We start from the raw sequence: 24,117 nt of genomic DNA, 5'->3' as shown, positions 1-24,117 counted from the left end.
TCGCCCCCGTCAGCCGAGGTGGCCCGTGTCGTTCCAGCGTTCGACCGCCGGTTCGCCGTAGGCCCAGCCCAGGATCGACAGGGAGGCCGGGTCCAGGCGGATCGACGCGCCGAACGAGGGGTCCAGGCCCAGCCAGCGGGCGCCAAGGGTGCGCAGGTAGTGGCCGTGGGCGAAGACGAGGACGTCGCGGTCGGCCGAGCGGGCCCAGGCGATCACCTCGTCCGCGCGGGCCGCGACCGCCGCGAGTGCCTCCCCGTCCACGATCCCGTCGCGCCAGATGTTCCAGTCGGGCCGTCCCGCCGCGCGTTCGCGTGCGGCGATCTCGTCCGGGGTGAGCCCCTCGTACGCCCCGTAGTCCCACTCCATGAGCGCGTCCCACGGGGTGGCGCGGTCGCCGAAGCCGGTGAGGTCGCAGGTCTCGCTCGCCCGGACGAGCGGGCTGGTGCGGACCTCGACGCCGGGCAGCCCGTCCCAGGGCGCGCCGCCGAGCCGGTCGGCGAGCAGCCGCGCGGTGCGTCGGCCCTCCTCGGTGAGGGGGATGTCGGTGCGGCCGGTGTGGCGGCCGGAGAGCGACCACTCCGTCTGGCCGTGACGGACCAGAAGGATGCGCGGAGCCATGCGAGGGGACCTTTCGATCACGTGAAGGAGATCACTCCATCATCGCGTACTGCGGACCGCCGGTCCGATGAGGCCGGTCAGCAGCCCGTCGAGACCGAGTTCGTACTGGGCCATCCCCGCGTCCTGGGCGATGGCGAGCTCGGGGACGAGCTCGGTGAGCGCGGGGTAGCGGTCGGCGGGGAGGTCGGCGAGCCGGGCGCGCACCCGCTCGCGCAGGCCGTCCTCGCACAGGGCGCGGTCCCGCCGGACGTTCCACAGCGCGGACCCGACCGTGTACTGCATGAGGGCGACGTGGGCGCGCGCGGCGTCGACCCGGTCGAGGCCGGCCGCGCGCAGCAGGCCGAGCATGCGGTCGATGACGGCGATGGCCTCGTCGCCGCGCATCGGCCGGGTGGTCAGCAGCTGGAGGGCCGACGGGTGGTCGGCGAAGAGCCGGAAGACACTGCGACACACCTCACGCAGCTGCTCGCGGGCGTCGCCCGCGACCTCGCCGGGGGCGGGCAGCTCGACCTCGCCGAGGAGCCGCTGCGCGACGGCGTCGCTGATCTCCTCCTTGCTGCGGAAGTGCGAGTAGACGGCCATCGTGCCCACGCCGAGCTGCGCGGCGAGGGCGCGCATGGTGAACGCCTCGGCGCCGTCCCGGTCGAGAAGGGCGACCGCTGCGTCGAGGATTCTGTCCGGATTGAGGGTGTTTCGGGGGGCGCGGCGCCGGGGGGAACGAGCCGGCTGGGTGACGGTCATGCCATTCTCTAACTTCTCGCGGGGAGCAACCTGGGAGGGCGCCCCTGGCGTCCTACCTACGCATGCCCGACCAAGAGATGTTGAACACGGGACAAACAGTATGTGGCCGGGAATTTCCGGGGCGATGTGCGGGCTGTCTAGCGTACGACGTACGGTAGAGCCTACGACATGGTCCGCAACGAGCCACATCCGCGAAACGGGGAGAACGGCCGCATGACGATCACCGCCACAGCGCCTCGCGCCTCGGCCTATCGGGGCCGGCTGCGCTGGTGGACCGAGCTGCCGCTCATCGCCGTCGTGTACGCCCTCTACTCGTGCGGCCGCCTGCTGGTCCGCGGCGACGTGGACAGCGCCATGGAGAGCGGGATCGACATCCTGCATCTCGAAGAGCTGATGCGGATCGACCCGGAGCGCTGGCTCAACGGCATCTGTACGAAGTACGCGGCGATCGGTGTGCCGGCGGACTTCGCGTACGCCTCCCTGCACTACCTCGTGACGCCCGCGATCCTGGTCTGGCTCTGGCGGCGGCGGCCGACGCACTACCGCGCGGCCCGCACGTGGCTGATGCTCTCCACCCTGATCGGCCTGATCGGCTTCACCCTCACGCCCACGGCCCCGCCGCGGCTGCTCGACTCCAGCCACGGCTTCATCGACACCATGGCGCAGTACGGCTCCTACGGCTGGTGGGGCCAGGAGGCCAGCGCCCCGCGCGGCCTGGGCGGGCTGACCAACCAGTACGCGGCGATGCCGAGCCTGCACGTCGGCTGGGCGCTGTGGTGCGGGATCATGCTGTGGCGCTACGGGCGGACCCCGCTGGTGCGCTCGCTGGGCATCCTGTACCCGCTGCTCACCACCTTCGTGGTGATGGGCACCGCCAACCACTACCTGCTGGACGCGGTCGCCGGCGCGGCCGTCATGGGCATCGGGTACCTGCTGGCCCCCAAGGCGCTGGCCGCCGTCGACGCGCTGCGCGCCCGGCGGGCCGTCCGGTCCGGCGCCACCACCTCCGCGGAGGGCCACAGCCCCGTCGTGGCGGCCTCCGCACCCTCCGGCGGCACCAAGAGCCCGACGGCGTCCAGGAACGCGCCGCACGGCCCCGCACCGAGCGGCGTCCCGACCCCGCGGACGGCGTCGCAGGACGGGCACAGAGCCGATCCCACGAGCAGGTCTTCCGTGGGTCAGGGCCGATTGTCGTAGCGGGGTGCGAGACTTCCGCGGGTGAGCACTACGCACTATCTGCGGGAGCGGCTGGCCGAGTTGCGCGGACCGGCCACGCCACCACGTCCGCTCGACGCGCGGGCCCTCGCGGCCCTGGCCGCGAACCCCGGCTGCCGCCGCCGGGCCCTGCTCGACGCCGCCGGGATCGACAAGGGGGCGGTCGCGCAGGTGCTGGGCGCGCCCGCCCCGTTCGGTCAGTCCCAGTTCGCCTTCGCCCGCGGCCATGCCTTCGAGGCCCGCGTCAAGGCGGACAAGTGCGCCGAGCTGCTCCGGCTGCTGGGCGCCCCCGAGGACAGCGGCGCCCTGCTGCCGGACCTGTCGGCCGCGGGCCCCGAGGGCCGTACGGCGCGGACGCGGCTGGCCCTCGCGGAGGCGACGACCGCCGGCTGCTGGACGCTGCTGGACCACCCGCTGCTGGTGCTGGACGTGGCCGGCTCCACGGCCTACCTGGAGCCGGACGCGGTGGCGGTCGCGCCGGACGGCACGTGGACGGTCGTGGAGGTCAAGTCCTTCCCGATCCTGGACGGCGGCGCGGACTCGGTGAAGGTGGGCGCCGCCGCCCGCCAGGCCGCCGTCTACGTGCTGGCGCTGGAGCGGCTCGCCCCGACCCTGCAGGAGTCCGGGTCCGCGGCCGAGGTGCGGGTCTCGCACGACGTGCTGCTGGTCTGCCCCAAGGACTTCTCCAACCTGCCGACGGCCCAGTTCGTCGACGTGCGCAAGCAGCTGTCGGTGACCCGGCGGCAGCTGACCCGGCTGACGCGCATCGAGGAGATCGCGGCGGAGCTGCCGGAGGGCACCACGTTCGACCTGCGCTGGTCCGCGGACGGCCGCACGCCGACCCGGCCCGCCCCCGAGCTGACCGCGGCCGTCGAGTCGCTGCCCGCCGCGTACTCCCCCGAGTGCCTGGCCGCCTGCGAGCTGGCCTTCCACTGCCGTGACCGCTCCCGCGCCTGCGGCTCCGTCGAGTCCCTCGGCCGGAGCCTGCGCGGCGAGCTGGGCACCCTGACCACGGTCGAGGCGGTGCTCGCCGCCGCCCTCGGCACGGACGCCGCCGGCGCCGAGGCCGACCCGGCCGTCGCCGCGCTGCGCCGGGCCGCCGCCCTGCGCGCCGAGGCGCTCGCCGCCGGAGGTACCGCATGTCACTGATCGGGACCCTGGCGCGGGCCGAGGCCGTGGTCGCGGGCCGGGCGCAGCCGCTGACGACGGTCAGGCACCGTCACCTGTCGGACCGTCCGCTGGTCTTCGTGCCGCTGACCACGGCGGGCGAGGTCGGCGCGCCGCTGGGCGCGCTGGTGGGCCGCGACCGGGCCTGGCCGAGTCTCCTGGTGGTGCCGCAGCCGCGCGACCGGGACCTGCGCTTCGACTTCCTGGCGGCGCTGGCGACCACGGTCGTCGCGCACATGGACCGGTACGCGGACGTGGTGGAGACCGAACCGGCGACGCGCAACCGCGAGGAGTCCGAGGTCTGCGCCGACGCCCCGCAGATCATCGTGCCGAACGCGGCGGCGGCCGACTACGTCCGGCTGCTCGGCCGCTCGACGCGGTTCCGCCGCACGGCGGAGGAGAATCCGGACGAGCCGTATCCCGTCCCGTCGCGGGTACCGCTGGCCGGGCGCTGGCTGACCCACTACGGCGAGCGGGCCCGCACGCCCGGCGCGTCCCTGCTGCTGTCGATGACGGAGCTGCTGGCGCGGCACTGGGCGACCGGCCAGAGCAACCTGGAGGACCAGCACCTGGGCGCGCTGCTGGCCTGGATCGACCCGCCGGAGGGCATGACCGGCGCCGAGGCGGCCCGCCGCGCGGAGACCGGGCGCGGCGCCGACGGCCTGCTGTTCAGCCCGCCCGCGGGCCCGGCGACCGACCCGGCCTTCGACAACGCGGTGCTGGCCCCGGCGATGTCCCGCTACGACGCGGCCCGCGCGGCGGCGCGAGCGGCGGGGGAAGCCCAGGCGGCGACGTACCGCGAGTCCAAGCCGGAGGTCCAGCAGGCGCTGGCGCACGGCAGGCACCGGATGGCGGTCGCCGCGATGTCCGTCGCCGAGGCCGAGGTGCGCGGGCTCGTCGAGAGCCAGTTGCGGCCGGCCTGGGACGACGTGTGGCGCGGGATCGACCTGCTGCGGGCGCTGCCGGCGGGCGGGCACGTGGAGGAGCGCTGGAAGCGCGACCGCTGGTCGTTCACCGCGCACCGGGACCGCGTGCGGGCCGGTGAGCCGCCACAGCCCAAGCGGGACGACGCCATCGCCGCCGCGCAGAAGCTGATGGGCCGGGAGACCGCCCAGGTGCGGCTGGAGGCGCAGGAGGCGCTGGACGATCCGCTGGTGATGGCGGGCCGCCGGCTGTCCGGCGAGGCGTTCGCGGGCGAGGTCACCGACGTGGTGATGGAGTACAGCGAGGCGAAGGTGCCGCGCCCGCGCCCGCTGGTGACGGTCGCGACCGCGGACGTCCCGCACTTCGACGCCGACGCGAAGCTCTACCGCGCGCTGCCCGGCGGGAAGACGCAGGAGGCGCGCTTCGTCGACCGGCCCGCGCCCGGCGAGGTCACCGTGCGGCTGCTGAACGGCATGGGCCGCGGCAAGGTCCCGGACGAGGGCTCGGTGCCCGCCGAGGGCGACCTCGTGTGCTGGACGCTGTTCGAGCACGCGCCGCGCGGCGGTCCCGAGCTGCCCGACCCCGAGGACACGCCGTGGACGCACGGCGGCCCGCCGCAGGCCGCCGCCGCGCCGGCCGCCCCCGCCCCCGATCCCGTCACCGTGGAGGACTTCCTGTGAGCAGCACGACGGAGGACTCGCCGCCCCACGGCCCGGCCCGTCCCGCCCCGCGCGACCCCGCCGCCGAGGCGGCGGCGGTCACGGAGGCGATCCTGCGCGACACGCTGCACGGCTCGTCGCGCGGCGTCGTCGTCGACTCCCCGCCCGGCGCGGGCAAGTCGACGCTCGTGGTGCGCGCCGCGCGGGAACTGGCGGCGGCGGGCGAGTCGCTGATGGTCGTGGCGCAGACGAACGCGCAGGTGGACGACCTCGCGGACCGGCTGGCGACCGCCGACCCCGGACTGGCGATCGGGCGGCTGCACGGCGCCGACTCGCCGCCCGATCCGCTGCTCGACCGCCATCCTTCGATCGTGAAGTCCGCGAAGGTGGCCGATCTCGCGCAGCAGAAGGTGGTGATCGCGACCTCGGCGAAGTGGGCGTACGTCAAGACCACCGACCTGACGACGCCCTGGCGGCACGCGATCGTCGACGAGGCGTACCAGATGCGCTCGGACGCGCTGCTGCAGGTGGCCGGGCTCTTCGAGCGGGCGCTGTTCGTCGGCGACCCAGGCCAGCTCGACCCGTTCAGCGTGGTGGGCGCCGACCAGTGGGCGGGGCTGAGTTACGACCCGTCGGCCAGCGCGGTGGTGACGCTGCTGGCGCACAACCCGGGGCTTCCGCAGCACCGGCTGCCGGTCTCCTGGCGGCTCCCGGCGTCGGCGGCGCCGCTGGTGTCGCGGGCGTTCTACCCGTACACGCCGTTCCGCAGCGGCACCGGGCCCGGCGTCCGGCGGCTGTCGTTCGGGGTCCCCTCGCAGGGCACCGGGCCGGACGCGGTGCTGGACGAGGCGGCCGCGTCGGGCTGGGGGCTGCTGGAGCTGCCGGCCCGCCACACCCCCCGGACGGATCCGGAGGCGGTGCACGCGGTGGCCCTGGTGGTGCGCCGGCTGCTGGACCGGGGCGGGGTGACGTTCAGCGAGCGCTCGCCGGAACCGGCGCCGCTGACCGCGGACCGGATCGCCGTCGGCACGGCCCACCGCGACCAGGCGGCGGCGGTGCGGGCGGCGCTCGCCGCGCTGGGCGTGACCGGGGTCGCCGTGGACACCGCGAACCGGTTGCAGGGCCGGGAGTTCGACGTGACGGTCTTCCTGCACCCGCTGTCGGGGCGTCCGGACGCGACCGCCTTCCACCTGGAGACGGGCCGGCTGTGCGTGCTCGCCTCCCGGCACCGGCACGCCTGCATCGTGGTCTGCCGGGCGGGCGTGGCCCGGCTGCTGGACGAGCACCCGTCGACGGAGCCGGTGCAGCTGGGCGTGACGGTGAAGTTCCCCGACGGCTGGGAGGCCAACCACGCCGTCCTGGCCCACCTGGACGAGCACCGGGTCCCGTACCGGGCGTAGGCCCGCCGCGGTGGGCTGTGCGGAACCCCACGTCGGACGGCCCGAGGCCCCCTTGCGCGGGCGCGGGACAATGGAACGCGCGAATCCCTTGGAGGTAGGTACATGTCCGAGCCGCAGTCGGCTCACGACCGGCGTGACCCCGTCCCGCCGGCCACCCCGCGGCGCCTGCGCCCGGCGGAGCTGCTCTTCGAGCCCGCCCAGGCCCTCGCCGACGAGGAGCACTTCTTCGACCTCGAGTCGCTCGACGACCCCCGCCAACTGCTCGCGCGCTCCACGGAACTGGCGCTGGCCTTCCGTGCCGCCGCCGACCGGGCGACGGAGTACCAGGCGATAGCCGCCGCCCAACTGGCGGACCCCCGCCGGTTCGACCGGCTGACGTTCGCCGCGATCGCCGAGCAGTCGGGCTGGACCGAGGACTACGCGAAGAAGATGGTCGAGTTCGGGACACGACTGCAGGAGCGGTGACCGAAAGCCGATGGAAAGCTCTGCCCTGAGCTCGTGACTGTGTCAAGCGCCTACCGGCTTTTGGCATATGCGGGTTGCGCAAGGTACCGGACGACCGTTGTTCCTGTCCCGTATTCGTCCGATTCAACTCGACGCAGCGCGATCGGCCGGTACCTCTAGGTGTATGAGCGAATGGCAGTGGGAGACCTGGAGGCACCCGGACACCACCGTGACCGGTGACCCGACGGACCCCGAGCGGCAGTCGCACACCGCGTACGTCACGGCGGCGGGAGCCGACTGGCTCGCCTCCGCCAGCGCCTTCCCGCGCAGCGTCCAGGCGCTGTGGAGCGCCCGCCCGACCGCGCCCAGCGTGCTGCCCTGCGGCACCGTCTTCGACGTGGTGAACCTCCCCGCGCTCTTCGGCCGCCGGGTGCTGGAGCAGCTGTGGTCCGCCGGTCCCGGCAGCGGGCCGGTGGCGCTGCACCGCGGCCGGATCCTGCTGCTGGTCGCCCCCGGGTCCGCCCAGCGGCTGCCGTCGCTGCTGGGCTGGGAGGAGTGGAGCCACTCGGTGCCGCCGCTGATGTGCCACGGTCTGGGCGACGCGGTGACCGTGCCGCCGCTGTACGGCGACGAGACCGGCCTGGACACCGAGGGCGGCTCCTCGCGCTGGGTGGTGGCCCCCGACACCCGCCAGCCGTGGCTCCCCGGACCCGACGTGCTGCTGTGGGCCTGCATCCGCGCGGCCCGTGCCGCCGCCCGCCCGTTCACCCCGGCACCGGCCCCCTCGGGCTCCCCCGCCTGATCGGGATATTCGATTTTCGCTCCGCCGGAAGCGGATGCTAATGTCTGTCTCGCAGCACGCGCCGCTAGCTCAGTTGGTTAGAGCAGCTGACTCTTAATCAGCGGGTCCGGGGTTCGAGTCCCTGGCGGCGCACCTACGGGAATCCCGTTGACCTGGGCGTTCCTCCTTCGGGAGGGGCGCCTTTCGTCATTTCACCGTCCGGTGCGGGTCCGGGGCAGCAGCCGGGCCGGAGCGGTACGGGAGCGGCCCGGCGCGGTAACAAGGCCAGGGAGAGACCGTCCCCAGGAGGCCCGCATGCCGCTGCCGCACTACCGTCCCCCGGACGCGCCCGACGGGGCGCGCGACGACGTGCGGCGTCCGCCGTCGCACCGCGCCGGCCGGATGGCGGCGGGCCTCATCGCGGTCACGGTGGTGACCGGCGCCTGGCTGCTGCGCGACGGCACCCAGGAGCGGGAGCCGCCGCTGCCCGCCGCGGCCGAGGCGGTCTCCACGGCCGGGCGGAACCCGGCGGGCGGCGGGCGGCCGGAGGCCGTCCTGCCGCCGCGCGCGGCTCCGCTGCCGGCCGCCGCGCCCGAGCGGATCCGCATTCCGGCCATCGGCGTCGACGCGTCCGTCACCCGGCTCGGGCTCGACGCCGCCGGCCGCCTGGAGACACCGCCGGAGACCGACCGCGCGCTGGCCGGCTGGTACGCGGGCGGGCCGGCGCCCGGCGCGCCGGGCGGTGCGGTGCTGGCCGGGCATGTGGACACCCGTGAGGGCCCCGCGGTCTTCTACCGGCTGGGCAGCCTGCACAAGGGCGACCGGATCGAGGTCGACCGCGCGGACGGCCGCACCGCCGTCTTCACGGTGTACGGCAACGAGGTCCACGACAAGCGGGACTTCCCCACCGACCGGGTCTACGGCGCGACACGGGACGCCGAGCTGCGCGTGATCACCTGCGGCGGAGCGTTCGACAAGGTCGCGGGATACCGTGGCAACGTCGTGGTCTACGCCCGCCTCACCGGCTCCGCCTGACCGCGTCACCGCACCACGCCCGGCACCGCGCCCGCGTGACCACCCCCGGGAGCGACCGGTGGGCCGGCCCGGGGGCACACCGCTCGTCGGCGGCGGAGAGTACGGTATGTCCTAGTTTTGATCCGCCAGCTGTCCGGCCCCCGCGCCGGGGGTCCGACTCCGGTTCGAGGTGACGCCATGTGGGACTGGCTGGCCGACGCCTACCGGTCGCGGATCGTCGACAACGGCCGCGAACCGCTGTTCCTGCTGCACGTCGGGTTGATCGGGTCCTTCCTCTTCATCCGCTTCAGCGTGCGGATGATCCGGCGCGGTGTCAGCTGGTGGCCGGGGAACGTCAACCCCGGCGGCCTGCACATCCACCATGTCGTCTTCGGCCAGGCCATGATGCTCATCGGCGGCATCGGCTCCTTCGCGGTGCGCGGCGGCCCCGTCGCGCACAACCTGCTCGCGCTGCTGTTCGGCATCGGCTGCGGGCTGGTGCTCGACGAGTTCGCCCTCGTCCTGCACCTGGAGGACGTCTACTGGAGCGAGCAGGGCCGCAAGTCCGTGGACGCGGTGATCCTCGCCGTCGCGGTAATCGGGCTGCTGCTGATCGGCGAAGCCCCGCTCGGCGGCTTCATCGGCGCGGTCAACGGAGAGCAGATCGGGGTCGCGGCGGTCCTGCTGGGCTTCGTGGTCATCTGCCTGATCAAGGGCAAGGTGTGGACGGGCCTGATCGGCGTGATGGTGCCGCCGGTCGCGATCATCGGGGCGCTGCGGCTGGCCCGCCCGTCGAGCCCCTGGTCCCGCTGGCGCTACCACTCGCGGCCGCGGCGGCTGGCCCGCTCGGAGCGGCGCGAGGACCGCGTCCACCGGCGGCTGGTCGCGTTCAAGACCACGCTGATCGACGCGGTCGCGGGGGCCCCGCACCTGAAGTCGAAGTCCGAGGGCGCCCCCGTGCCGCCGCGCCCGACCGTCGTCGACATCCCGCCCTCGCGGATCGAGGTGTGGCTGCGGCCGCTGCAGGAGCCGGGCGCCGCGACCGCCGTCTGGTACCTGCGGGTGGCCAGCGTGCTGAACGTGCTCACCGGGTTGATCGCGCCCTTCCGCGAACGGGTGCACCAGGCCACCGAAGGGGAGTACTTCACGGCCTTCCTGGTGAGCCCGGGGTTCACCGGCGCCGCGCTGGCGTTCCTGCTCGCGGTGACGCTGCGCCGCCGCAAGCGCGCGTCCTGGATCGTCGCCGTCACGCTGGTCTGCGGCTACCTGGCGCTGTGCGCGTTGGCGCTGGACCTGCTGCCCGAGGCGCGCTCGCACCCCTTCAACTGGGTCTCCGGCGGCCTGACCCTGCTGCTCGCGCTCTCCCTGCTGGTCTCCCGGCGGGCGTTCAACGTGCGGGGCGAGCGCGGCAACGTCGCCCTCGGGCTGCTGTCGCTGCTGGTCGGCAGCGTCGTCGCGGTGGGCCTGGGCACCGTCCTGACGCACGCCACGGACGCCGCGCCGCCCGCGAGCTGGAAGGCCTGCCTGCACTACGCCGTGCTGCGCGTGCTCACCGTCTCCAGCCTGTTCGACCTGCCCGAGATCACCGTGCCCGGCTGGACCGACCTCGCGATCAACCTGCTGAGCGTCGCCCTGATGCTGATGGTGCTGCTCGCCTTCTTCCGCTCCCCGCGCGGCCGGGCCCGGCTGGAGGCGTCGGACGAGGCGCGGCTGCGCGAGCTGCTCGCCGAGTACGGGGAGCACGACCCGATCGGGTACTTCGCGCTGCGCCGCGACAAGTCGGTGAGCTGGTCGCCCGACGGCCGGGCCGCCGTGCTGTACCGGGTGGTGAACGGGGTGGCGCTGGCCTCCGGCGATCCGGTCGGCGACCGTGAGCAGTGGCCGGCGGCGATCGCCGGCTGGCTCGCCGCCGCCCGCCGGCACGCCTGGATCCCGGCCGTCACCGGGGCCGGCGGCGGCGCCGCGGCCGCCTACGAGCAGGCCGGGCTGAAGTCGCTGGACTTCGGCGACGAGGCGGTGGTCGACGTCGCCGAGTTCACCGGCACGTATCTCGGCACCGCCGTGGACGGCGCCTTCGGCGGCGACGCGCTGCGCCCGCTGCGCGAGGCCCACGGGCTGATCCGCGACGCCGGCTACACCGCCGTCGTGCGCCGCCACCGCGACATCCCGCGCGCGGAGATGGCCGATCTGGCGCATCTCGCCGACGCCTGGCGGCGGCACGCGAGCGAGCGCGGCTTCTCGGTGGCGCTGGGCCGGCTCGGCGACCCCGCGGACGGCGACTGCGTGATGGTGGAGTGCCGCGACCCGCAGGGCCGCACCTCGGCGCTGCTGAGCTTCGTGCCGTGGGGGCGGCGCGGCCTCTGCCTCGACCTGATGCGCCGCGACCGCGAGTCCGGCAGCGCGCTGATCGACTACCTGATCACCGAGCTGCTGCTCCGGGCGCGGGCCGATGCCGAGCCGGTGCGGGGCGTCACGCGGGTGTCGCTCAACTTCGCCGTCTTCCGCTCGGTCTTCGAGCAGGACGGCAAGGCGGGCGCGGGTCCGCTGCTGCGGCTGTGGCGCAAGGTCCTCCGGCTGCTCTCCCGCCGCTGGCACCTGGAGGCCCGCTACCGCTCCTACGCCGCCTACCTGCCGCAGTGGCGCCCGCGCCACCTGCTGTACGAGCGGTCGGCCGAGCTGCCCCGCATCGCCGCCGCCACCGCCACGGCCGAGGGCTTCCTGCGGGCGCCGCGCCTGCCGCGGCCGGGCGGGGCGCCGGTCCCGGCGCCCGGCGCCGCCGCTCCCGGCCCGCGCTGAGACGGGCCCGGGTCGGCCCGCCGCGTTCACCCGGCCGGCGGTGGCGCCGGCATCGGGTCCTGACGGCCCGAACACCCGCCTGACCTGCGCCTGCCGCCCGGCGGCGACCTCGGCGCTGAGCCGTTCGGCGTACGTCCGGCCGTCCGGCCGACAGGCAACCGGCACGGCATCCAGGTGTCCTCGGAGGGAGGGCGGTCTCCTGCCCGTCCTCCGGAACACCGTCCGTGACCCCGCCCTGGGAGACACCCGATGCGCTCACAGCACCTACTCGCCGGCTCCGCCCTCGCCGCGGCCATCGCGCTGAGCGCGGCGGGAGCCGCGGCGGCCGCGCCGCCCGAGCCCGTCGTCCCCGTCGAGTCCGCGGAGGCCTCGCTGCCCGCCGAACTCCTGCAGCCCACCGCGCTGCCCTCGGTGCCGTCCGACCTCTCCTCGCCCTCCGTGCCGCTCAAGCCGGTGGTGCCCGCCAACCCCGTCGTCGTCCAGCCCAACCCGGTCGCCCCCGGCGCCCAGTTCTCCGTGTTCGACGGCGGCAACTGCACCGGCACCTCGGGCACCGCGACGTTCCGGTCCAGGTCCGGCGGCTCCGCCATCCCCCCGGTCACCCTCTCGCAGCTCGACAACGAGGTCGGCGGCGTCGGGATGATCCCGGAGGGCACCGAGCCGGGCGAGTACGAGGTCTCGGTGACGTGCACGAACGGCTCCGCCCCCAAGGAGGGCCCGTTCACCGGCACCCTCACCGTCTCGTCGCGCACCCCGCGCGGCGGCGTGCAGACCGGCCTGGGAGGCGGCATCGGCATGGATCCCGCCGAGACCGCGCTGGGCGCCGGACTCGTCGCCGCCGCCCTGACCGGCACGGTCGTCCTGCGCCGCCGCCGGACCAGGGGAGCGGGACGCTGAAGCCCGCTCAGCAGCAGGCGCGGGCCGCCGCGTCCGGTGGGGGAACCCCCGGGGGCGGCCGGCCCGGCCGTACGGAGGAGCCCCGCTGGAAGCGCTCGGTGCCGGAGTGGTTCGGGGAGTTCTTCGCCGCGCTGGCCGTGTTCTGCGCCGTGCTCGCCGTCGTCGGCCCCCTGCACCGCCTGTTCGAACCCGTCCTCCGCTGGGTGGAGATCCTGACGGTCCCGGCGTCCGCGAACCTCGCCTACGCGGCGTTCCTGATGCTGCTGGCCGGGGCCCTGGCGGCGCGCAAGCGGGTCGCCTACTGGATCGTCGTGGTCTTCCTCGGGCTGACGGTCCTGGCGAACGTCGTGCTGATCATCTTCTCCGAGTGGAGTGCTGTCCCGGCGCTGCTGATCACCGGGACGGCGCTCGCCGTCCTGGTGCTGGCGCGCGGCGAGTTCTCCGCCCGGGTGCGCAGGGGCGCGTTCTGGCGGGCGCTGCTGGTGCTGCTGGTGGGCCTGGTGGCGGGCGTGCTGGCCGGCTGGGCGCTGCTGTCGGTGTTCCCCGGCACCCTGGTCGGCAAGGACCGGCTGCGGTGGTCGATCAACCGGGTCGTCGGCGGGGTCAACGACCTGCCGGACGGCATCGGCCACCCGCCGTTCTGGACCAACTTCTGGCTCGGCCTGTTCGGCGCGCTCGCGCTGCTCGCCGCCGCCGCCGCGCTGTTCCGCTCGCAGAAGGTCGAGGCGGCGCTGCACGGCGACGACGAGCCGCGGATCCGCGCGCTGCTGGCGAAGTACGGGGAGCAGGACTCGCTCGGCTACTTCGCGACCCGGCGGGACAAGTCGGTGGTCTTCTCCCCCAGCGGGAAGGCTGCCGTGACCTTCCGCGTCGAGGTCGGCGTCTGCCTGGCCAGCGGTGACCCGCTCGGCGACACCGAGGCGTGGGGGCCGGCCATCGAGGCGTGGCAGGAGCACGCGGCGCGGTACGGGTGGGTGCCGGCCGTGATGGGCGCGGGCGAGGAGGGCGCGAAGGCGTACGCCCGGGCCGGGCTGGGCGCCCTGGAGCTGGGCGACGAGGCGGTGCTGGAGGTCGGCGGCTTCGACCTGGGCGGCCGCGAGATGCGCGGCACCCGGCAGGCCGTCAACCGGGTGCGGCGCACCGGCGCCACGAGCCGGATCCGCCGCCACCGCGAGCTGTCGGCCGAGGAGCTGCGCGAGGTGGTGGAGCGGGCGGACGCCTGGCGCGGCACCGACACCGAGCGCGGCTTCTCGATGGCGCTGGGGCGGCTGGGCGACCCGGCGGACGGCGACTGCCTGCTGGTGGAGGCGCTGAACGACGAAGGCCAGGTCATCGCGCTGCTGTCGTTCGCGCCCTGGGGCCGGGCCGGGGTCTCGCTGGACGTGATGCGGCGCGATCCCGCCGCGCCCAACGGGATCATGGAGTTCATGGTGGCGGAGCTGGCCGCGCAGGCGCCCCGGCTCGGCATCCGGCAGATCTCGCTGAACTTCGCGGTCTTCCGCTCGGTCTTCGAGGAGGGCGCCAGGATCGGCGCGGGCCCGGTGCTGCGGCTGTGGCGGCGGCTGCTGCTCTTCTTCTCCCGCTGGTGGCAGCTGGAGGCCCTGTACCGGTCGAACGTGAAGTACCAGCCGCAGTGGTACCCGCGCTTCCTGTGCTACTCCGAGGCGAAGGACCTGGCCCGGATCGGCCTGGCCTCCGGTATCGCGGAGGGCTTCGTGGAGATGCCCCGGCTGTGCTTCTGGCGGGACCGCGGCGGCGGGCCGGCCCCTGCGCCGGTGTTCGTCCCGCTGGAGGAGGCCTCGGAAGCCGCCGCGGACCTGTCGGCGGCGGCCCCGCACCGGACGGCCGGCTCCGGGCGTCCTGAGCAGGTGCGCGTCAGGCTGCGGAAGCTGGAGCGGCTGCGGGACGCGGACGGCGACCCGTACCCGCCCGGTGTCGAGCCCACGCACACCCTGGCCGCCGCGGCGGCGGCGCCCGCCGGCACCCCGGTGCGGCTGGCCGGGCGGGTGCTGCGGCTGCGCGACCACGGCGGCGTGCACTTCGTGACGCTGCGGGACTGGTCGGGCGATCTGCAGGTGCTGCTCGACCGGGACCGGTTCACCGCCGCGGGGATGCGCTCGTTCGCCTCCGACGTCGACCTGGGCGACCTGCTGGGCTTCGAGGCCGTGATGGGCGCGAGCCGGTCCGGCGAGGTGACCGCCGACGCGTCCGCCTGGCGGTTGAACGCCAAGTGCCTGCACCCGCTGCCCGACAAGCGGCGCGGCCTGACCGACCCGGAGGCCCGGGTCCGGCAGCGCTACCTCGACCTGGTGGTCAGGCCCGACGCCCGCGACGTGCTGCGGGCGCGCAGCGCCGCGGTGCACTCGGTGCGCGAGTCGCTGGTGGCCCGCGGGTACCTGGAGGTCGAGACGCCGATGCTGCAGCCGGTGCACGGCGGCGCCAACGCCCGCCCGTTCACCACCCACATCAACGCCTACGACCTGGACCTGTACCTGCGCATCGCCCCGGAGCTGTACCTCAAGCGGCTCTGCGTCGGCGGCGTGGAGAAGGTCTTCGAACTCGGCCGCACCTTCCGCAACGAGGGCGTGTCGTACAAGCACAACCCCGAGTTCACGATGCTGGAGGCGTACCAGGCCTACGCCGACTACGACGTGATGCTGGACCTGACCCGGGAGCTGATCCAGCAGGCCGCGACCGCCGCCAACGGATCGCAGACCGCCCACCGCGACGGCGGCGAGGTCGACCTGTCCGGGCTGTGGCCGGTGCTGACCGTCAACGACGCGATCTCGCGGGCGCTCGGCGAGGAGGTCACCGCCGACACCCCGCCCGAGGCGCTGCGGCGGCTCTGCGACCGGGCGGGCGTGCCGCACTCCCCCGGCGACGGGCGCGGCGACCTGGTGCTGGAGATGTACGAGCGGCTGGTCGAGGAGCGCACCACCGCGCCGACCTTCTACAAGGACTTCCCGCTGGACGTCTCCCCGCTCACCCGGCAGCACCGCGCCGACCCCCGGCTCGCGGAGCGCTGGGACCTGGTCGCGTACGGCACCGAGCTGGGCACCGCCTACACGGAGCTGACCGACCCGGTGGAGCAGCGCCGCCGGCTGACCGAGCAGTCGCTGCTGGCGGCGGGCGGCGACGCCGAGGCGATGGAGCTGGACGAGGACTTCCTGACCGCCCTGGAGTACGCGATGCCGCCGACCGGGGGGCTGGGCATCGGCGTCGACCGCCTGGTGATGTTCCTTACCGGCCGCTCGATCCGCGAGACCCTGCCGTTCCCCCTGGTCCGTCGGCGCTGATCTGCGGATATACCGCCCATAGCGGGTCCGAGGTCCCCCCGGATTTGGCCGAACGGACGGGGACGCCCGCAACGGGCTGCCCTTACGGTGGTTACGGTGGGATGACGGAACGCACGAACGGGCCGGTCCAGGCGGACCGGCCCTTTCGGTTCGGCGAGCGCATCGATGGAGGTACAGACCGTGGCGTTGGGCAACGCAAGGAAGACGACCGCCACCGCTCTGGGGGTGACGCTCGCGGGAGCCGCCCTGGCGGCCTGCGGCGGCCAGCAGGGCACGCCCCCGGCCAACGTCGCCTCCCCGTCGCCCGCGCCGTCCACCGCCACCGTTCCCCACCAGACCCGGACGGGCACGCCACCGGCCACGTCCTCGCCGCGCGGCCCGTCGGCCCCGCCCGCCTCGTCCGCCGCGTCCGCTCCGGACACGGCGTCCGACGACGCACCCGGTGACGCCCCGCCCGGCCCGCGCGTCAGCCGGGAGATACAGCACGGCATCGAGGACGGCGGCAAGGCCGTGGCCCTCACGTTCGACGACGGGCCCGACCCGCGCTGGACGCCGCAGATACTGGCGCTGCTCGCCCGGCACCACGCGAAGGCCACGTTCTGCGAGATCGGCCCGAACGCCCAGGCCCACCCCGCCGTCGTGCGGCAGATCACCGCGGCCGGCCACCGGCTCTGCGACCACTCGGTGCACCACGACGAGCACCAGAGCTCCAAGTCGGCCGAGTACAACCGGCACGAGATGCTGGACGCCCGCCGGCAGATAGCCGCCGCGGCGGGGCCCGGCGCCGAAGTGCCGTACTACCGGGCGCCCGGCGGGGACTTCAAGCCGTGGATACGGGAGATGGCCGCCGGCCACGGCATGCGCCCGCTGGGCTGGACGTCGGACTCCGACGACTGGAAGCGCCCCGGGGCGGACGCCATCGTGCGCCACGTCAACACCAACCTGCGGCCCGGCGCGATCGTGCTGATGCACGACGGCGGCGGCGACCGCTCCCAGACGGTGCAGGCGCTGTCCCGGCTGCTGGACCAGCTCGACGCGCAGCACTACAAGTACAGCTTCCCCGGCCGCTGACTCCCCGGCCGCCGACCCTCCCGCGCCGCGGGCTTCCCCCGCCCGGGGCCCGGCGGCGAGGTAGCGTGCGAGAGGCGTTTCCCGCTCTCTCTTGGAGGCTTGTGACCATGGCAACCACCCGCACCGCGACCACCCAGTGGAAGGGCGCCCTCCTCGACGGCTCCGGCACCGTCTCCCTCGACTCCTCCGGGGTCGGCAGCTACGAGGTCTCCTGGCCCTCGCGCGCCGAGGCGGCCAACGGCAAGACCAGCCCCGAGGAACTCATCGCGGCCGCGCACTCGTCCTGCTACTCGATGGCCCTGTCCCACGGCCTGGCCGGCGCGGGCACCCCGCCGGAGTCGGTGGACACCAAGGCCGACGTGACGTTCCAGCCGGGTGAGGGCATCACCGGCATCGTGCTGTCGGTCAAGGCCCACGTACCCGGCATCAGCGCCGAGGACTTCCAGACCGCGGCCCAGGACGCGAAGGCCAACTGCCCCGTCAGCAAGGCGCTGGCCGGCGTGAACATCACCCTGAACGCCGAACTCCTCTCCTGAGGCGGCGCTGCGGCGCGGTGTCCCGGCCCTCCCCCTCGGAGGGCCGGGGCGCCGCGCCGGAGCCGTTCACGGGGTCGGCGGCGGGTCAGCGGCGGGTCACCCGGACCTCCCAGTCGCCGTCGGGGTCGCGGCCCAGCACGCGCACCGTCAGGCCGGTCGCCGGGTCGTCGAAGGCCTCGCCGACCCGGAACGGGGCGTCGTTCAGGGAGTTGAACGAGCCGCTGCTGAAGTCGCAGGCGCTGGTGGCGGGATGGGCGTCGCGGACGGTCACCGGCCCGGCGCCGGAGTCGACGTCGGTACGCACCTGGTAGACGAGCACGCCCTCGCGGCAGGCCTCGCGGTCGTTGCCCGACGGCTGCCGGGACTCGATCACGTACGCGCGCGTCCGCCCGTAGGGCACGACCACGGCCTTGCGGCCGCCGGGCAGCGAGACGGCGCGCAGCGCGTACGTCCACTCGCCGCGCACCGAGGCGCAGGCGATCTGCGAGTCCGCCAGCCAGCCGAGCCGCCACTTGTGCCAGGCGAACAGGTCGCCGCCCAGCCCCCAGTCCAGGGACATGCTGTCCCACTGCCCGGCCAGGGTGTCGGTGCGCTGGAAGTCGTCGGCGGCGTAGAGGTCGGGCAGGCCGAAGGCGTGGCCGTTCTCGTGGGCGAGGACGCGGGAGCCGGACTGGTCGTGGCCGTAGACCAGCGAGACCCGGTCGAGCCGGGCGCCGTCGTCGGTGGTGGCGGCCGAGGCGCCGGTCCAGGTGACGGACAGGACGGCCTCGTCGGCGGGCGGCCCCGCGTTGGGGGTGACGAGGATGTTGACCAGGTCGTAGCCGCGGAAGTCGATGTCCCGGTCGGCGACCGCGAGCAGGTCGCGCATCATCGCGGTGTGCGCGTCCCAGCCGTAGCCGCGGCCGATCCCGTACGCGGAGAACGGCCGCGGCATGCGGATGTAGCGCATCACGGGCGTCGACTCGTAGCGCAGCTTTCCGTACGAGCCGCGGTCGAACCACTGGGTGACGGCGGGGAAGAACTCCGCGTACCGCTCACTGGCGGCGTAGGGCGCGGGCGCGTCGGAGAAGTCGAGGAACAGGGTCAGGGCCCGCACCTGCCCGGTCGACGGGGCGAACTCGCTGCCCGGTCCGCGCGCGGACCGGTCGGGGAAGCCCTCGGACATCGCGGTGCCCGGGGTCGCGCGCAGCGCGCACGGCCTGGCGGCCGTGGGCGGGGAGTAGGCGGCCTGCGGCCCGGTGACGGCCGTACTGGCCACCGCGAGCAGCGCGACCGTCCCGATGGCGGCCGTCTTCAGCCCCGCACCGGGAACCCACGGTATTCGCCCGTCCGTCGCCACGGCGCTATCCCTCGCTGACCTTGACGGCCCAGGAGCCGTCGGCGGAGCGGGACTCGACCGTGACCCGCACGAGTCCGGCGCCGTAGGCGTAGGACTCGCCGGTGCCGAGCGGCGCGTCCGCCAGCGGCGGGTAGGCGGAGCCGTCCTGGCAGGCGGAGGTGGCGGGGTGGCCGTCGAGGACGGTGACGGGGCCGGCGCCGGACTCCCGGTTGGAGCGCACCTGGTAGAGCAGCACCCCCTCGCGGCACAGCCCCGCGTCGTTGCCGGTCGCGGTGCGCGCCTCGATGGCGAGCGCGGTGTGCCGTCCGGTGCGGACGACGACGAGCTTGGTGCCGCCGGCGGTCTCCAGGGGCGTCAGTTCGTGCCAGCTGGTGCCGCGCCGGGACACGCACTGCACCTGGCGGTCCTCCAGCCAGCCGAACTTCCACTTGTGCCAGGCGAACGGCTCCGGCGCGAGGCCGAACTGGCTGCCCATCAGGTCCCAGTCGCCGACCCGGGTGTCCCAGTCGGCGTCGCTGCCGGGGGCGGGCCGGGAGTAGAGGTCGGGCAGGTCGAAGACGTGCCCGGTCTCGTGGGCCAGCACGTTGTGGTCCGGCGGGTGCTGCTCGAACACCGTGACGAGCCGGCGCAGTTCGGTGCCGTCCGCCCGCATCGGGACGCCGAGGTTGACGACCTTGGTGGCGTCCGCGTCGACGCCGGGCGCGTTCGGGTCCGCGACCAGGTAGACGAGGTCGTACGCCGAGAAGTCCACCACCGGGTCGGCCGCGGCGATCGCGTCCCGCAGGTACCCGGCGCGCCGGTTCGCGTCCCAGTCGCGCCGGATGAGGTAGTCGGTGGAGCGGTGCGGCATCGGGATCCAGCGCTCGACGGGGTGCGCGCGCAGCTGGAACCGCCCGTACGAGGCGCGGTCGTAGAACGCCGAGGTTGCCGGGAAGTGGTCCGCGGCGACCTCCGCGGGCGTCAGCGCGGGCACCGCGTCGGGGAACGACAGGAAGACCATCACGGCATCCAGCGCGGTACCCGGACGGGGGAACGCGGCGTTCCAGGTGTCCACTCCTTCGGAGTGGTGGGCCGACGTGCGCGGCAGGGCGCACTCCCCGCCCCGCGCGACGGCTGTCGCGGCAGGTCCGGCGAAGAGCGTCCAGGCGACAACGGCGGCGAAGACGCTCGCCGCCGCTGCCAGCGCGCGCAAGGGCCGCCGCCGCGCCCGTATGAGGATGCCTGACCGCCGCACATGGACCTCCGGGGAGGAATCGTGAGCCCGTTCGGGGCACCTTCACCACATTGCTATGGATAACGGCGATATGCCCTGTTCGGTTGCTCCGCCCGAGGTGCAGGCACCCCCATCACTGTGCGTAATGGATTATGCAAAGCGGTCAGTTGCTCGCCGCTTTCGTGCAGAAACGATCAATCCGTCAGCGGGCGTGCCAAGAATCACCAGGACGGCGCTGGATCCGCCGCTCCGCCAGCGCCTATGATCGCCCAGAGACCAGCGCGACACGGGGAGCGGGCAATGGGCGGACCCTCGGGCGGCCCCAGCGCCGAACCCGACATCACACCGGTAATGCTCACGCAGAGTAAGGGACTTACTCCTGATCCGCGCGGCCCCTCGGCGGGCGAACCGCGCGACTACCGCGCCGCCTTCACCGCGGCCCGGCTGCCGATGGCGCTGGTGGACCGCGACGGCGGAGTGCTGGAGGCCAACCGGGCGCTCGGCGCGCTCCTCGGCACCACGCCCGCCCGGCTCGCCGCCCGCGTCGCCGCCGCGCTGCTCGGGCTCGCCGAGAACGACCCGGCCCGCACCGCCTACCGCGAGGTGCTCGCCGGCCGCCGCGACCAGATGCGCTGCACCCGCCGCGTCCAACGCGGGGACGGCGGCCTGCTGTGGGCCGAGGTGACGCTCACCGGCACCGGGGGCGGCTGCGGCGCCGCGCTGCTCTCCGTCGAGGACATCGGCGAACGCCACAGCCTGCGCGAGCAGTTGCGCCATCTGCAGATGCACGACTCCGTCACCCGGCTGCCCAACCGGGCGCTGTTCTTCGAGCGGCTCTCCGCCGCCCTGGACGGCGGCGGCAGCAGGACGGGCCGGGTCGGGCTGTGCTACCTCGACCTCGACGGCTTCAAGGCCATCAACGACACCCTCGGGCACCGGATCGGCGACGAGCTGCTCGCCGCCGTCGCCCAGCGGCTGCTGGCCTGCGCGGAGCCCGGCGGCAACCTGGTCGCCCGGCTCGGCGGCGACGAGTTCGCCCTGCTCCTGCGGGACTCCACCGGCACCGGCCAGGCCACGGCGCTGGCCGAGTCCGTCCTCACCGCGCTGCAGCGGCCGTTCGACGTGGACGGGCAGCGGCTCGCGGTCTCCGCGAGCATCGGCGTGGTCGAGCGCGAGGTGACCGGCAGCTCCGCCACCGGCCTGATGCAGGCCGCCGACACCACGCTCTACTGGGCCAAGGCCGACGGCAAGGCCCGCTGGACGCTCTTCGACCCCGAGCGCAACGCCCACCGCATGACGCGCCAGGCGCTGTCCAGCACGCTGCGGCAGGCCGTGGAGCGCGGGGAGTTCATCCTGGAGTACCAGCCGCTCGTCGGACTCGACAGCGGAGTGCTGCGCGGCGTCGAGGCCCTGGTGCGCTGGCAGCACCCGCACTTCGGGCGGCTGGCGCCGGACCGTTTCATCGGTCTCGCCGAGGAGAACGGCTCCATCGTCCAGCTGGGCCGCTGGGTGCTTGCTGAATCGTGCCGCCAGGCGCGGGTCTGGCAGAAGGACCACCCGGACGACCCGATCTTCATCAGTGTCAACGTCGCGGTCCGCCAGGTCTGGGACTCCGACCTGGTCGCCGACGTCGCCGCCATCCTCCAGGAGACGGGGCTGCCGCCGGAGCTGCTGCAGTTGGAGCTGACCGAGTCCGCCGTCATGGGCTCGGCCGGCCGGCCGCTGCAGGCACTGCACGCGCTGAGCGAGATGGGCGTGCGGATCGCCATCGACGACTTCGGCACCGGGTACTCGAACCTGGCCTACATGAGCCGGCTGCCGGTCTCCGCCCTCAAGCTGGACGGCTCCTTCGTGCAGGGCTTCCGCTCGGCCGAACACCCCAACCCCGCCGACGAGACCATCGTCGAGGCCCTGGTGGAACTCGCGCACCGGCTCGGCCTGACCGTCACCGCGGAGTGCGTCGAGAACGCCGAGCAGGCGGAGCGGCTGCGGCGGATCGGCTGCGACACCGGCCAGGGCTGGCACTACTCCCGCCCGGTCGCCGCCGACCGGATCTCGGGCCTGCTGGAGGGCTGACGCCGGACGGCGCGGCCGGAGCCGCGCCGGGCAGGTCTCAGGGCCGACGCAGGGCCGCGCGGGCCGGGCATGCCGGAGCCCGCGTCCGTGGGGGGCGGGGACGCGGGCTCCGGATGGGGCGGTCAGGTCAGCAGGCCCCGAGGTCCTGCCACACGCCCCATTCGCCGGTGGTGCCGGGCTCCTCGCCCGTCGTCCACCACTTGGCCTTCCAGTTGTGGCCCTTCCAGGAGACCGTTCCGCTGGCGGTGGTGTAGACCGCGGAGGAGCTCCAGGCGGCCGCCGCGCACGTGCCGCCCGGCGGCGTCGTCGGCGGGGTGGTCGGAGGCGTGGTCGGAGGCGTCGTGGGCGGAGTGGTCGGCGGAGTGGTCGGCGGCGTCGTGGGAGGCGTCGTCGGGGTGGTTCCGCAGCCGGTCGCGGAGCCGCCCACCGCAGTGTTGATCTTGTTCAGCAGCGTCGTGCCGGTGTCCAGGTCCAGCAGCGAGTACATCATCGCGCCGGCCAGTCCGCGGCAGTGCGCGTAGTCCGCGCGGGCCTGGATCGACTGGGCGTTGAGGCCGGTCCAGAACTCCGTGCCGTTGTAGAAGTACGAGGACTTCGACGCTTCGTCCCAGTAGGTGTTCGCGGGGTTGTCGACGATGCCGCCGAGTTCCTTGTAGTACGCGATACCGGGCTGCTGGCTGAGGCTGCGCGCCGGGGCGGGCCCGGTGGCGGGCTGGCCGAGACCGTGGTTGGCACCGGCGGTGACACCCGTCCAGCCGCGGTAGTAGAGCTCGTAGCCCAGCGTCAGCTTGTTGGCGGGGAAGCCGCCGGCGATTCCGTACGCGGGGTTGCCGTCGAGCCAGGAGTTCACCGCGTTGGTGACGTTGTACTTCTCGGTGCCCGGCGCGATCGGGTCGGTCGGGTCAGAGGCCGCGGGGACGAGCGGCGACTGGTGGTACACCGGGCCGTCGGCGTCCCAGGCACCGTGCATGTCGTAGGTCATGATGTTCGCGTAGTCGAGGTACTGGCCGAGCTTGTTGGTCTCGATGTGCGCGATCTTGTCCTGGCCGGCCGGGAGCGCGGCGGTCAGCAGCATCTTCTTGCCGCCGTTGGCCGTGCCGTACGCGTCGAGCTGCTTGCGGAACTCGGCGAGCAGCAGGGTGAAGTTCTGCTTGTCGGCCGGGTCCACGTGGTTGCCCAGGTGGCCGCCGGTCGAGCCCGGGTACTCCCAGTCGATGTCGATGCCGTCGAAGACGCCGGCCGCGGAGCCGGGGCCGCCGAAGCCGCCGTCGACCGGCAGGTTGCCCTTGATGTACTGGTCGACGCAGGAGGTCACGAACTTCTTGCGGCTCGCGTCGGTCTTCGCGGCGTCGGAGAAGTACTTGGAGTACGTCCAGCCGCCGATGGAGATGTTGATCTTCAGCTTCGGGTACTTCACCTTGAGCTTGCGCAGCTGGTTGAACGCGCCGGTGATCGGCTGGTTCCAGGTGTCGGCGACGCCGTCCACGCTGTCGGCCGCGCCGAAGGACTTCTGGTAGTCCGCGAAGGAGTCGCCCGCGCCGTCGCCGGCACTGGGGTTGTTCTCGTCCTGCGAGGCCGCCTTGTTGGCCTCGAAGCAGGTGAGGTCGGTCGGGTGGATGTTCCCGAACGAGTAGTTGATGACGTCCAGCTTGCTCGCTATCCCGCGGGTGTCGAGGGCCTTGGGGTAGAAGGCGTTGCCGTACACGCTCCACTGGTCGTAGTAGGCGATCTTCACGCCGCCGCTGCTGGCCGCCGCGGCGGCAGGCTGGGCGTCGGTACCCGCGGCGCTCGCCGGGGAGAGCCCGCCGACGAGCGCGGTGATCGCGCCGAGGGCGAGGGCCGCACTGGTGGCGGCCGCCACGAGTGATCTCTTATGGAGCTGCACGTAAGACCTCCGGGGGGAAGAGGAGCTGCAGGGTGGCTGCAGCAT

The 24,117-nt window shown here is 74.1% G+C and carries 18 protein-coding genes and 1 tRNA gene; 14 read left to right on the top strand and 5 right to left on the bottom strand.

Annotation, left to right across the window (positions count from 1 at the left end):
- Positions 1-9 precede the first annotated feature (9 nt).
- Positions 10-618 carry a histidine phosphatase family protein gene (locus ABZ721_RS07910; RefSeq protein WP_358787725.1) on the bottom strand — a complete coding sequence of 203 codons (609 nt, stop codon included), beginning with the start codon at positions 616-618 and terminating at the stop codon, positions 10-12.
- Positions 619-657: 39 nt separating this feature from the next.
- Entirely contained in the window at positions 658-1,359 is a 702-nt protein-coding gene (locus ABZ721_RS07905) for a TetR/AcrR family transcriptional regulator (RefSeq protein ID WP_358787724.1), read from the bottom strand.
- 213 nt (positions 1,360-1,572) lie between these two features.
- Between ABZ721_RS07905 and ABZ721_RS07900 the strand changes: the two genes are divergently transcribed.
- From ABZ721_RS07900 to ABZ721_RS07840, 13 genes are all read left to right on the top strand, one after another.
- A complete protein-coding gene (locus ABZ721_RS07900) occupies positions 1,573-2,556 on the top strand; it encodes a phosphatase PAP2 family protein (protein WP_358787723.1) in 984 nt (327 codons plus the stop codon).
- Positions 2,557-2,577: 21 nt separating this feature from the next.
- Positions 2,578-3,723 carry a hypothetical protein gene (locus ABZ721_RS07895; RefSeq protein WP_358787722.1) on the top strand — a complete coding sequence of 382 codons (1,146 nt, stop codon included), beginning with the start codon at positions 2,578-2,580 and terminating at the stop codon, positions 3,721-3,723.
- Positions 3,714-5,345, top strand: coding sequence for a hypothetical protein (locus ABZ721_RS07890; protein ID WP_358787721.1), 1,632 nt, complete (start codon positions 3,714-3,716; stop codon positions 5,343-5,345). Before ABZ721_RS07895 ends, ABZ721_RS07890 begins: the two co-directional genes overlap by 10 nt.
- Positions 5,342-6,724, top strand: coding sequence for an AAA family ATPase (locus ABZ721_RS07885; protein ID WP_358787720.1), 1,383 nt, complete (start codon positions 5,342-5,344; stop codon positions 6,722-6,724). The genes ABZ721_RS07890 and ABZ721_RS07885 overlap by 4 nt, the downstream gene beginning before the upstream one ends.
- Positions 6,725-6,826: 102 nt before the next feature.
- A complete protein-coding gene (locus ABZ721_RS07880) occupies positions 6,827-7,189 on the top strand; it encodes a hypothetical protein (RefSeq protein ID WP_358787719.1) in 363 nt (120 codons plus the stop codon).
- A 163-nt stretch (positions 7,190-7,352) separates the two neighbouring features.
- Positions 7,353-7,970: a bifunctional DNA primase/polymerase gene (locus tag ABZ721_RS07875; RefSeq protein WP_358787718.1), complete on the top strand. Its 618-nt coding sequence runs from the start codon at positions 7,353-7,355 to the stop codon at positions 7,968-7,970.
- Positions 7,971-8,028: 58 nt separating this feature from the next.
- Positions 8,029-8,102: transfer RNA gene (locus tag ABZ721_RS07870), tRNA-Lys, on the top strand.
- Positions 8,103-8,264: 162 nt separating this feature from the next.
- Positions 8,265-8,984, top strand: coding sequence for a class F sortase (locus tag ABZ721_RS07865; protein ID WP_358787717.1), 720 nt, complete (start codon positions 8,265-8,267; stop codon positions 8,982-8,984).
- A gap of 177 nt (positions 8,985-9,161) precedes the next feature.
- Complete coding sequence (locus ABZ721_RS07860) at positions 9,162-11,759, top strand: phosphatidylglycerol lysyltransferase domain-containing protein (protein ID WP_358787716.1); 2,598 nt, start codon at positions 9,162-9,164, stop codon at positions 11,757-11,759.
- A gap of 249 nt (positions 11,760-12,008) precedes the next feature.
- Positions 12,009-12,656, top strand: coding sequence for a hypothetical protein (locus ABZ721_RS07855; protein WP_358787715.1), 648 nt, complete (start codon positions 12,009-12,011; stop codon positions 12,654-12,656).
- Positions 12,657-12,754: 98 nt separating this feature from the next.
- Entirely contained in the window at positions 12,755-15,952 is a 3,198-nt protein-coding gene (lysX, locus tag ABZ721_RS07850; protein WP_358787714.1) for a bifunctional lysylphosphatidylglycerol synthetase/lysine--tRNA ligase LysX, read from the top strand.
- A gap of 180 nt (positions 15,953-16,132) precedes the next feature.
- Positions 16,133-17,023, top strand: coding sequence for a polysaccharide deacetylase family protein (locus tag ABZ721_RS07845; protein WP_358787713.1), 891 nt, complete (start codon positions 16,133-16,135; stop codon positions 17,021-17,023).
- Between the two features lie 107 nt (positions 17,024-17,130).
- Entirely contained in the window at positions 17,131-17,559 is a 429-nt protein-coding gene (locus ABZ721_RS07840; RefSeq protein WP_358787712.1) for an OsmC family protein, read from the top strand.
- Positions 17,560-17,644: 85 nt separating this feature from the next.
- Here the strand turns inward: ABZ721_RS07840 and ABZ721_RS07835 are convergent, their stop codons facing one another.
- Entirely contained in the window at positions 17,645-18,898 is a 1,254-nt protein-coding gene (locus ABZ721_RS07835; protein ID WP_358787711.1) for a M6 family metalloprotease domain-containing protein, read from the bottom strand.
- Between the two features lie 4 nt (positions 18,899-18,902).
- The gene (locus tag ABZ721_RS07830) at positions 18,903-20,090 is read right to left on the bottom strand and encodes a M6 family metalloprotease domain-containing protein (RefSeq protein ID WP_358787710.1); all 1,188 of its coding nucleotides are present in this window, start codon (positions 20,088-20,090) and stop codon (positions 18,903-18,905) included.
- Between the two features lie 372 nt (positions 20,091-20,462).
- Between ABZ721_RS07830 and ABZ721_RS07825 the strand changes: the two genes are divergently transcribed.
- A complete protein-coding gene (locus tag ABZ721_RS07825; protein WP_358787709.1) occupies positions 20,463-22,187 on the top strand; it encodes an EAL domain-containing protein in 1,725 nt (574 codons plus the stop codon).
- Positions 22,188-22,314: 127 nt separating this feature from the next.
- Here ABZ721_RS07825 and ABZ721_RS07820 read toward each other — a convergent pair whose 3' ends face one another.
- Positions 22,315-24,117: a glycosyl hydrolase family 18 protein gene (locus tag ABZ721_RS07820; protein ID WP_358787708.1), complete on the bottom strand. Its 1,803-nt coding sequence runs from the start codon at positions 24,115-24,117 to the stop codon at positions 22,315-22,317.

The organism is Streptomyces sp. NPDC006733 (genome assembly GCF_040636125.1).
Taxonomy (GTDB): Bacteria; Actinomycetota; Actinomycetes; order Streptomycetales; family Streptomycetaceae; genus Actinacidiphila.
Note: the sequence above shows the minus strand (reverse complement) of the source record. Positions and strands in the feature narration are given on the sequence as shown.

Bases quoted from the DNA above. Each gene is read 5' to 3' on its own strand.
- ABZ721_RS07910 (WP_358787725.1), bottom strand. From the start codon at position 618: ATGGCTCCGCGCATCCTTCTGGTCCGTCACGGCCAGACGGAGTGGTCG.
- ABZ721_RS07905 (WP_358787724.1), bottom strand. From the start codon at position 1,359: ATGACCGTCACCCAGCCGGCTCGTTCCCCCCGGCGCCGCGCCCCCCGA.
- ABZ721_RS07900 (WP_358787723.1), top strand. From the start codon at position 1,573: ATGACGATCACCGCCACAGCGCCTCGCGCCTCGGCCTATCGGGGCCGG.
- ABZ721_RS07890 (WP_358787721.1), top strand. From the start codon at position 3,714: ATGTCACTGATCGGGACCCTGGCGCGGGCCGAGGCCGTGGTCGCGGGC.
- ABZ721_RS07880 (WP_358787719.1), top strand. From the start codon at position 6,827: ATGTCCGAGCCGCAGTCGGCTCACGACCGGCGTGACCCCGTCCCGCCG.
- ABZ721_RS07875 (WP_358787718.1), top strand. From the start codon at position 7,353: ATGAGCGAATGGCAGTGGGAGACCTGGAGGCACCCGGACACCACCGTG.
- ABZ721_RS07865 (WP_358787717.1), top strand. From the start codon at position 8,265: ATGCCGCTGCCGCACTACCGTCCCCCGGACGCGCCCGACGGGGCGCGC.
- ABZ721_RS07860 (WP_358787716.1), top strand. From the start codon at position 9,162: ATGTGGGACTGGCTGGCCGACGCCTACCGGTCGCGGATCGTCGACAAC.
- ABZ721_RS07855 (WP_358787715.1), top strand. From the start codon at position 12,009: ATGCGCTCACAGCACCTACTCGCCGGCTCCGCCCTCGCCGCGGCCATC.
- ABZ721_RS07840 (WP_358787712.1), top strand. From the start codon at position 17,131: ATGGCAACCACCCGCACCGCGACCACCCAGTGGAAGGGCGCCCTCCTC.
- ABZ721_RS07825 (WP_358787709.1), top strand. From the start codon at position 20,463: ATGCTCACGCAGAGTAAGGGACTTACTCCTGATCCGCGCGGCCCCTCG.
- ABZ721_RS07820 (WP_358787708.1), bottom strand. From the start codon at position 24,117: ATGCTGCAGCCACCCTGCAGCTCCTCTTCCCCCCGGAGGTCTTACGTG.